The sequence below is a fragment of the Maribacter sp. genome (genome assembly GCF_049667165.1).
Taxonomy (GTDB): Bacteria; Bacteroidota; Bacteroidia; order Flavobacteriales; family Flavobacteriaceae; genus Maribacter_A.
In genome coordinates this window covers 1-9531 of record NZ_JBATHS010000393.1, presented here as the reverse complement: position 1 = coordinate 9531, position 9531 = coordinate 1, and the positions used below count along the sequence as shown (strand labels likewise).

The window sequence follows — 9531 nt, the reverse complement described above, 5'->3', positions numbered from 1 at the left end:
CTATTCTATCCGTTGAACTATGAGGCCAAAACCAATATGTCAAAAAACCTTTCGGCAACAATGCCAAAGTTTAGGACCCCGAAGCCTCGGGGCTATTCTATCCGTTGAACTATGGGGCAAAAATTTCGCGATGCAAATCTAAGAATACTTTTCTATAAGTTTACTAATTTTGGGATACTTTCGAAGATCTATGATGTTTTCCTTCTAATGTTTGTAATGTAGCTTTTAGTCTTCAAAAACCTCAATGATCATTTCTATTTCCACGGCAATATTACCAGGCAGTGATCCCATGCCAACGGCAGCCCGGGCATGTTTTCCCCTTTCCCCAAAAACCTCCACCATTAAGTCGGAATACCCATTGATCACTTTAGGATGGTCTGTAAACTCAGGGATAGCATTGACCATTCCTTTGACTTTGACGATACGTTTTACCATATTAAGATTCCCCAATTCGGCCTTGAGTACGGAAAGTTGCCGTACCCCGACCAATCTTGACGCCGCATAACCTTCCTCAATACCCAAATCCTTTCCCAATTTGCCTGTTATACTTTCCCCTTTTTCATTGCTAGGCCCTTTACCTGCCAGAAAAATAAGATTGCCCGTACGTACCGCATGCACATAGTTGGCCTTTGGTATTGAAAGCCCATGCAGTTTAATCCCCAGATTATTTAATTTTTGCTCAGGATTATATCCTTCGGGAATATGCTGTTGAACGGACTTAGATGTTGAAGTATCTTTTTTTGCCTCATTTGAACTACATGAAAACACCAAAGTTATCAGTAGGGTGAAAAGTAAATATCTCATAGAACTAAATATACAAAAATTGAAAGTTGGGATTAAAAAAAAGGGACAATCGAAATTTCTTTCAGATTATCCCTTTCGGGGGAACGTAACAAACACAACCCTCATTACTTCACATCATGATTTTGATTTACCACGTTTATTCGTCCTTATAAATTTGAGCCAATTCATATAGTAAGACCTATGCCTATTACAGTATCGTGTTGATAATTTGCAAAATGATCATGATCCCGATGAGAATCAACAAACCATATCCATTCACCTTTTTTTTCATCGATTTTTCCTATTGCACTCTATAAACTTGACCCAATCGTTCTAAGTAAACTTCAGTTTTAACTTGATCGGATAAGTCAAAGTTCAATACATCGCTGATAAAGACCGAACCAATAAACAACTCTTCTTCAATCATAATCAGCTTATATTTTTATTGCCTGTTATATTGTTCTGTATTAAAAAAGACCCTTTTTACAGGGTCTTTAAACCAGCCAAACTAATTAAAACCTAAATTACTTTAATTACTATCAAAACCATGGCCGGCTTTAGCAAACCGTAGGACTTGAAACTCAATTCCTACGGTTCAATGGACAATAACGGTTAGTGTTAGCATAGCCTTTATCCAAATTTTATATATTGTTGTTCGGAATAAATTCCTGAAAAACATTCAATGCATTGATCGTGCCCTTCTTTGCGCAATCCTAAATCGTCCGTTTTGTTTCCCTTTAAACTTTAAATCGGCTTTTAGTCGTACTAGGCTCGTCGGTATGATGATGTACAGGGTCGTCAAAAAAACCAACAAACTGATAACAAAAAAAATATCTACGATAAACGATGTATTCATAAGCGTCCTTTAATGCTGTATTGGGTTCTCAATTACAATACGATGTAAAGCTAAAAAGTAACTATCTATGGGAAAGAAGAAGAAAATATTTAAATTCAGCTATCGACAAAGTGCATTGTTTTATCGTTGAAATGCACCTTTGAAAGTTTATTCCTACTTTTAGATGTATGGACTTGTTCTAAAAATGATGAAATTTGCGAAAGTCAGGGAAATCGGTAGTTATTTCTTGAGGAGTTTGATTATGGTTTCAAGGAGCTCATTAAAATCAAAAGGCTTTGGTACCACCGCATTCATACCAACCTCCAAATAACCATCTATACTTTCCTTGAATACATTGCCCGTAATCCCAATGATCGGGATATTCTTGATGTTCTTAAATGGGAATTCCCGGATCAATTTGGTTATTTGGTCCCCGGAAACATTAGGGAGATCAACATCCATAAGTATTATGTCAAAAGAATTGTTCATCACCGTTTCAAAAACAAACGCCCCATCATTAACCAAATCAATATAAAACAAAGAGGTTTCCATCAAAGCCTTGAACAAAACCGTTTGTGTTCGTTCATCATCTTCGACCAATAAAACCTTATACTTTCGATGACCCTTGAGGGCACTCACATCGGTTGTCTTAGCCTTTGTTTTTTCAATGGGTTTTGAAGCAAGGTTCAATGCATATAGGAACGTAATATCAAAGTAAAAGGTAGTCCCCTTCCCAGCTATTGATTCTACCTTGATGTCACTACCCATTAGCTCAACCAAACCTTTTACAATAGAGAGCCCTAGGCCTACCCCTTCCTTTTTTTCATCTAGTTCCAATTGGGTAAAACTCTCGAAAATGGAATTTGCTTTATCCGGCGGAAAACCAATACCGGTATCAGCCACCTCGAATCTTAGGCTTGTCTTGTTTGCCCGCTTCTGGTTAAGTTTAACATTCAAAGCAATGGTGCCTTTTTTGGTAAACTTTAAGGCATTATCGAGTAAATTGGTCAATATCTGGAACAAGCGCAAACGATCCCCTTCTATATATTCTGGTATCCTTTGATCATAATCCATCACAAATCGAAGCGATTTCTGGTAGGTTTTTGACTTAAAGGTAAATCTAATAAGCTCTAGTAAATCATACAGACTGAAGACTTTATTCCGCAACTGCAATCTGCCAGAAGCAATCATACTGATACTCAAGATATCATCGAGCAGTAATCTCAAATTAGAATTCGACTGCTTGAGAAATTCGACCATTTGTTGTTGTTCGTTATTCAATTGGGTCCCTTCGAGCAGGTTGGTTATAGAAATAATACTGGTGAGCGGATTCCTTAATTCATGGCTGAAATTTTGGATAAAGGCATTCTTAAATCGTTCACGTTCTTCCAACTCAACGTTCTTAAGAACCACCAACTCCGAATTTATAATGGACTCATTACGGGCTTGGGCAATATTTTGGTAATCGATGTAATGTTCTGTAAGGTCATAAATAACCAAGAGTACATGATTTTCTTTTTTGATTATTTTTAAATCGGTGATGAATTCCTTATCCTGAACTTCAATATGCACACAATTGTAGGTTATCGATTCTTCAGTCGCATCTAGAATAGCGGTAAAAGACATGAAAAAGGGATGCACATCATAGATAAGATCACCCTCTTTCAATGCAATGAACGTTTGGTCGCTTTCAAGAATATGACCCTCTAGATCAATGACAGCAAACTGAATGTTCCGATTTATATATTGTTCTTTATACTGATCAAGAAAGGTCATTCAATAAGGTAGCTAAATAGGTGAACATTTCATTGACAGCATCTCCGGTTTTTGCACTGGTCAGATAATTTGCTGCGATATTATTTCCTTTAAGGAGGTTTTGAAGCTCATCATTGATGACCAAATCTATTTTGTTGCCCACTACGATCAGAGGAATGTCTGGGGCCTTATTGGCCACTATTCCCAAATCTTCATTTAGGTTCTGGAAGGTAGAGGGCCGGCTGACATCAAAAACAAAGACCACCCCGTGGGATCCCAATAAATAGGAGTCACGAATCATTCGAACCTCATCGGTACCTTCCAAATCCCATATAATAAGCGAAATAGATTCATCAGCACCTACCTCAACGATTTTCTTAGTGATATGAACCCCTATGGTCACTTTGTAATTATCGGAAAAACTGTCTTTGACAAATCTCCTGATCAAGGAAGTCTTCCCGACCCCAAAATGACCGAGAATCACGATTTTCTTAGATTTTTGCATTGCCAAAATATTCGACGAGCTTTTTCTCGATCAACGAAGAACTTAGGGTATCGACGGGGTGCTCCAAATGTCGGCTCGTATAAATTAGGTCAAGGTTCATCTCCATAAAATTATGGTAAAAGTTAAAGATGATATCCTGTACCCTGTTTTTGGTTTTTAAACCGTATGACCCTGATATGACCACTGCCACATAGTAATTGACAAAGCTTTGGATATGGATATTATACAACTCATATTCAATCAATTCCAGTTCCTGGTTTTTTTGGTTAAAAGCATCTTCGACAAAGGTTTTGATCGCCGTGAGCATACCCGAAATCATTTCTTCGTCTATCGTATCCGTTCTTGAAAAACTTGCCTTCAACAATCCCGAATCCCGCTCAATCAACAGCACCTGCTCTATTTTCTCGGATGCCAGATCGTTGAGCAATAGCTCTTTCTCCTTGCTCCCCCCAAAAAATGCCCTAAACCTTCTTTTCCAAGCCGTTATAAAACTCAATTGGTTGTCGATCTTTTCGGAAAGCACTCTTATTTCTTGAGCAACATATTTCTTGACCATCTTGCCCAATACTGGATAAAGTGCGTCCACTACTTCATCTTTGTGGTTCTGAATTTCCTTTTTTAAGGTCGCAGTAATCGTAGGCCCTAGGGTATTCGGAATATTTTTGGCAAACGCATCCAATCGGTTTTCAACAATGGGGTATACCCGAGAGGCGAATTTTTCCCTATCATTATAGGCTTGTTCCAAAAATTCGATACGATCGGCAATACGATCGATATCTTCCCGATCATCAGTGAACAGAATATCCTTGAGGATTTCCAATCTATCTTTTTCGCTCATCCCTGGCAATATTGAGGTCTACTGTTTGTTACTGACTTTTTCCCCTAATTCGATGAGCAATTTCCCGAGCGTTTCCTTACCTACACTTTTGTCCTCCAACGCATCGATTTTATTTGCTAAACTCTTTTCTAAATCAGTTATCCTTATGTTTACATCAGTCGAAACATCGTCGATTGATTTTCGTAATTCAGAGCCTACTTCCTCAATCAGGTCTTCCAGTACCTTTTTCTTATTGAGGATATCTTGTTTGATTACTTCGAACTCAGAGTCATAGGCTTGGATATGATCACCAAAAATTAGGTTCTTTATCGCTTCGATCTTTGAGTCGGATTCCTGGTTTCCGTGTAATTTGATTACAGCTTTTTGATTCTTTGACATTGTGATGATATTTTAATGGCAGATTTTCTTTGTTAGTTAGGGCATCAATTGATATTTTACACTGATTTCCGACACTATTGTTTTGTACATTACAGGCTAAAAGCCCGATATTCAGGGCAATATAGTGATTCCGAGCTTACTTTTCAAAGATAAATCAATTTAGATGTATAATGTTATTTTATTAACCTCCCTAATAACGTACATCTTTAACCTCCTTTATACAGCAATTTTTCAATGTTGGCAAAAAGGCGCTATCCATAGTGGAGATGATCTGGTCAGTTATACTTAAATTTATATTAGAACCAGCTAATGAAGAACAAATCAAAAACAGGATTCTACAGGTGAATCTCAATGAAAAAGGCCTGATATTCAAACGAAACCCGAATTTAGTTTGAAGGAAATCTCAAGGAATCAATCGTAAATCACAAGTCGCATTTTACGATGCGAAATAAAAATCAATACGGCCATTACGCCCAACGCAAACAAAGAAGCTTGTAATGTACCTAAATCCAATCCACCCTTGTCCAGAGGTTTGGTCAAGAAATCGCCAAAAGTTGCGCCGAATGGCCTTGTAAAAACAAAGGCAATCCAAAAGAGTACAATTTCGTTGTTTTTTGTTACATAATGCAATACAACCACGATGGCTATTATACTTGCGGTTACCATGGCCCCGCTCATATAACTCAATCCCACTACATCGCTTAAATAGTCCCCAAAGGCAGTACCCAGACTGTTGGAAAATAAAATGGCAATCCAATACAAGGTTTCCTTATTACGCTCAAAAATTGGGTAAACTTCCAAATTGCCGAACTTTTTACGCCAGACAAATAGCGTAGCCAAGAGTCCCGAAAATAAGAGCAGGCTGCCCCCGGTGTATCCCAAATGCAGGCTACGGTCTATAAAATCTGAAATCTCGGTGCCTAATGTTGTCGTTGCGATGATGACCAGCCAAAACCAAACAGGCACATATTTTTTTCGAGTCAATTGAATACCCAATGCCACACCAAAAAATACCAGGGTTATTAGGATACCGAACGTATAGCCCAGTCCTAACGTCTGTGCGATAAAATCGCCCAAGGTCTCGCCCAAGGTCGTAGCAATGATCTTCATAATCCAGAATAAAAATGTAATCTCTGCAACTTTGTTCAATGTTCCCATATGATTTTTTATTTAATGGTCTTATTTTGAGCAGGCTTCAACATGGTATCGTTAACTGGAACTTGTCTTGATTCGCATTCCAAAAATGAAATAAAGAATAACACCAACCGTAGCAACGCCCGTAACCAAGAACGTAGTTGAAGCACCGAAACGATACCAAATGAATCCGGCCAAGGAACTTGCTAGCATGGCAAAAATGCTTTGAAACCCCGTATAGTTGCCGATAGCGGTCGCAGTATCTTTCTTATCGGTCAAATTACTGATCCAGGCTTTAGAAATGCCTTCGGTTGCGGCCCCATAAATTCCATAGAAAAAGAAAAGTCCGGCAATTACATACCAATTGGTGGCCGATGCCATTCCGAAATATACGAATGCAAAAATTACCAGTCCGGATATTAGCATTTTCCTAAGCCCAATTTTATCGGCCAACATTCCCAAAGGAAAGGCGAATAATGCAAACACCAGATTATAAAATATATATATTCCAATAACCATGGTATCATCGAGACCAGATTCTTTTGCTTTTAGCAACAAAAAAACATCCGAGCTATTGAACAATGTAAAAGCCAATAATCCAGCAGTAACTTTTCGATAACCTATCGGACTCGATTTCCAATATCCCAAAAATGAAAAAAGGGAAGTTTTTGAGTTTGGTTTTGGTCCATCTTGATGGTTATCCTTAAGGAAAAATGTCGCCAAAATCGCAAAGAACCCTGGAATAAAAGCGATATAAAAGAGTGTTATATAGTCATCAGGATAAAAATATAGATAAAGTAGGGCAAATGCCGGACCTAATACCGCACCGAAGGTATCCATGGCACGGTGTAGCCCGAAAATCTTCCCTTTGGTTTCTAAGGTCGCTTCATCGGAAAGCATAGCGTCCCGCGCTCCTGTTCGTATACCCTTTCCGAAACGGTCCAGGGTACGTGCAAAGAAAATCCATATAGGAAATATAAAAAGTGCCATCATCGGTTTCGATATTGCACTAAAGGCATAACCTATCTGAACGAAAGGCACTCGTTTTCCCGAAAGGTCAGAACGTTTCCCGAAGTACCCTTTGCTCAAGCCTGCCGTGGCCTCTGCAAAGCCCTCGAGAACTCCGATCAATACCACCGAAAAACCAATTGTTTTTAGGTAAAGGGGGAGTATCGGGTACAACATTTCGCTGGCCGCATCGGTGAAAAGGCTCACTAAGGAAAGGACCCAAACGGTCTTTGAGATGTTCTTCAATTCATTATGGTTTATTAACTTTAAATTTTATAGGCCAACTGTAAATAGTTCAAGATTTGACGTATTTATATCTTGTTACCTATCCTAAGCCCATGCTTACGCATGAACCAAAATAATATTCAAAACTTATACTTCAATCCTAAACGAACAATTTGAGTCTCGTAATAGTTTTCATATAGTGCCGTAAATCCTTCATTCGTCACTTTTTGGCGAATACCAAAGCGATTGAAGATATCACTGGCCGATAGGGTAAGCTCCGCTTTTTTATCCCACAGTCCTTTCTTAATGCCTAAATCCATTGAAGAGCGCGCTAGCTGTTCGCCTTGGGGTATGTTCCTTTTGGAAAAATAGATGCCCGTAAGTTGCACCGCAAAGTCCTTGGGTAAATTGAACTCCGTATTGACCTTTGCATCGTACGCATTGGCGGTCGAGGCATCGATGGTGAAATCGCGTTCAAAGGGAAAAAGCAACCTTCCTTGATAGGTGTCGATCGCATTGGAATACCAATTAAGACTGCCCGAAACTTTCCATACGGCGGTAAGGTCTTGGCTTAGCAAGAATTCAACTCCTGAATTTGTGGCCCTGCCCGTGTTTTGGTAAATCCGGTTCACGATATCGTAATTGGGATTGGAATCATCGATGGCGAAAATACGCATGTACTGGTCGTGTATGATTCGATGGTAAAGGGCCGAAAACAAGGAACCGGAACCCCATGAATATTTGTGGGCGATTTCAAAGGCATCGGTAAATTGTGGCCGTAAATAGGGATTGCCCACTTTCAACAATTCGGGATCATCATACTTTGGAAAAACGCGTAATTCAGGCTCCCCGGGGCGATCCACGCGCCGATTGTAAAATACCGATACTTTATTGTCGTCATTTAACTTATAGGTAAACCGCACACTAGGAAAAAGCTCGAAATAATCGTACTTGTCATTGTTCGGATAATAGGCATTGACAGGGTCAAGGTCATAGAATACATCCGTCTGTTCCGCACGTAATCCCGCTTCGACATCAAATTTTTCCTTTTCCAACAAATAATTGAAATAACCCGCATATAGGTTTTCGCCCCAATCGGAAAATGTGCCCAAGTCGGGATAGATAATGGATTGGTTTCCAGGGGTAATCGTATACTCTACAGGTAATCTGCGAATGCGAAGTTTTGCCCCAAGTTCAATACGTCCGCTTCGAAACGGGCGAACATAATCAGAGGAGATACTCGTCGTATTTTCAATGGCGCGGATATTGGTTTTATCCCTGCCCACACGTACCGAAGAACTATCGTTTAGTGAATAGGTCTCGTCTTCAAGCCCTTGGGTATATTGTGCATTGGCACTCAAGGTATGCCCCGTCTGTTTAAATTTATGCCGGTAGTTAACCGCCGCATTGATGTATCGTGTAACTTCTTCTTCCTCCCAATTGTAAAAGCGGTTTCGCGTATTTGTATTCATATCGATAAAAGCGACTTGTGCGGTATCGATATGTTTTTCCCTATCGTAAAGTCCAGAAAAGGTAAAGCTATTGTTGTCATCGAGGTCATAATCAACTCCTGCATTGATGATCGATCGGAACTGTTTTCGGTTTTCTGGGACTTGGGAAATGATATTTCTACCATCTTCATAGTTACGGGTCGTGAATTCGTTATTTGGCAAAGCCTCTTGTGCAATGAATTCCGATTGCAGAAAGTAGTTCAATTTTCCTGTTTTGTAGTTTAGGTTGACGCTAGGGATCAATTTCGGGTTGACAGAAAAACTTCCCAAATCGGTTGGGGTATCCGCTTTGCGTTTTCCCAAAGCCCCAACTCCAAAGGATAGACCGATATCCCCGTTTAGCCCTGTCTGTTTTTCTTTTTTATAGATGATGTTGACAATACCGGCAAAACCATTGGCATCGTACTTGGCAGAAGGGTTGTTGATAATTTCGATTTTTTCGATATTGGAAGCAGGAATATTCGCTAGCCCTTTTTGATTTCCATATCCCGTAAGGCTACTTTGCTTGCCATCGATCAAGATGACCACCTTATCGCTTCCCCTAAGCACCACTTTACCC

8 protein-coding genes are annotated in these 9531 nt (G+C 39.5%); all 8 read right to left on the bottom strand.

Going from position 1 to position 9531, the window contains the following annotated elements; translation table 11 throughout:
• Window positions 1-225 precede the first annotated feature (225 nt).
• Window positions 226-804: a RidA family protein gene (locus WBM98_RS17900; RefSeq protein ID WP_424367385.1), complete on the bottom strand. Its 579-nt coding sequence runs from the start codon at window positions 802-804 to the stop codon at window positions 226-228.
• 1054 nt (window positions 805-1858) lie between these two features.
• Window positions 1859-3394, bottom strand: a complete 1536-nt coding sequence (locus tag WBM98_RS17895; RefSeq protein ID WP_424367384.1) for a hybrid sensor histidine kinase/response regulator — start codon at window positions 3392-3394, stop codon at window positions 1859-1861.
• Window positions 3381-3878 (bottom strand): Rab family GTPase, encoded by a 498-nt coding sequence (locus tag WBM98_RS17890; protein WP_424367383.1) that lies wholly within the window; start codon window positions 3876-3878, stop codon window positions 3381-3383. Before WBM98_RS17890 ends, WBM98_RS17895 begins: the two co-directional genes overlap by 14 nt.
• On the bottom strand, window positions 3865-4716 hold the full coding sequence (locus WBM98_RS17885; protein ID WP_424367382.1) for a cell envelope biogenesis protein OmpA: 852 nt from the start codon (window positions 4714-4716) through the stop codon (window positions 3865-3867). Before WBM98_RS17885 ends, WBM98_RS17890 begins: the two co-directional genes overlap by 14 nt.
• A gap of 18 nt (window positions 4717-4734) precedes the next feature.
• Window positions 4735-5094 (bottom strand): fructose 1,6-bisphosphatase, encoded by a 360-nt coding sequence (locus WBM98_RS17880; RefSeq protein WP_424367381.1) that lies wholly within the window; start codon window positions 5092-5094, stop codon window positions 4735-4737.
• A gap of 411 nt (window positions 5095-5505) precedes the next feature.
• Window positions 5506-6252 carry a hypothetical protein gene (locus WBM98_RS17875; protein ID WP_424367380.1) on the bottom strand — a complete coding sequence of 249 codons (747 nt, stop codon included), beginning with the start codon at window positions 6250-6252 and terminating at the stop codon, window positions 5506-5508.
• Between the two features lie 51 nt (window positions 6253-6303).
• Entirely contained in the window at window positions 6304-7482 is a 1179-nt protein-coding gene (locus WBM98_RS17870) for an MFS transporter (protein ID WP_424367379.1), read from the bottom strand.
• Between the two features lie 119 nt (window positions 7483-7601).
• On the bottom strand, window positions 7602-9531 hold a 1930-nt coding region (locus WBM98_RS17865; RefSeq protein WP_424367378.1), incomplete at its 5' end, for a TonB-dependent receptor domain-containing protein.

Bases quoted from the DNA above. Each gene is read 5' to 3' on its own strand.
- WBM98_RS17900 (WP_424367385.1), bottom strand. From the start codon at position 804: ATGAGATATTTACTTTTCACCCTACTGATAACTTTGGTGTTTTCATGT.
- WBM98_RS17875 (WP_424367380.1), bottom strand. From the start codon at position 6,252: ATGGGAACATTGAACAAAGTTGCAGAGATTACATTTTTATTCTGGATT.
- WBM98_RS17895 (WP_424367384.1), bottom strand. From the start codon at position 3,394: ATGACCTTTCTTGATCAGTATAAAGAACAATATATAAATCGGAACATT.
- WBM98_RS17880 (WP_424367381.1), bottom strand. From the start codon at position 5,094: ATGTCAAAGAATCAAAAAGCTGTAATCAAATTACACGGAAACCAGGAA.
- WBM98_RS17885 (WP_424367382.1), bottom strand. From the start codon at position 4,716: ATGAGCGAAAAAGATAGATTGGAAATCCTCAAGGATATTCTGTTCACT.
- WBM98_RS17890 (WP_424367383.1), bottom strand. From the start codon at position 3,878: ATGCAAAAATCTAAGAAAATCGTGATTCTCGGTCATTTTGGGGTCGGG.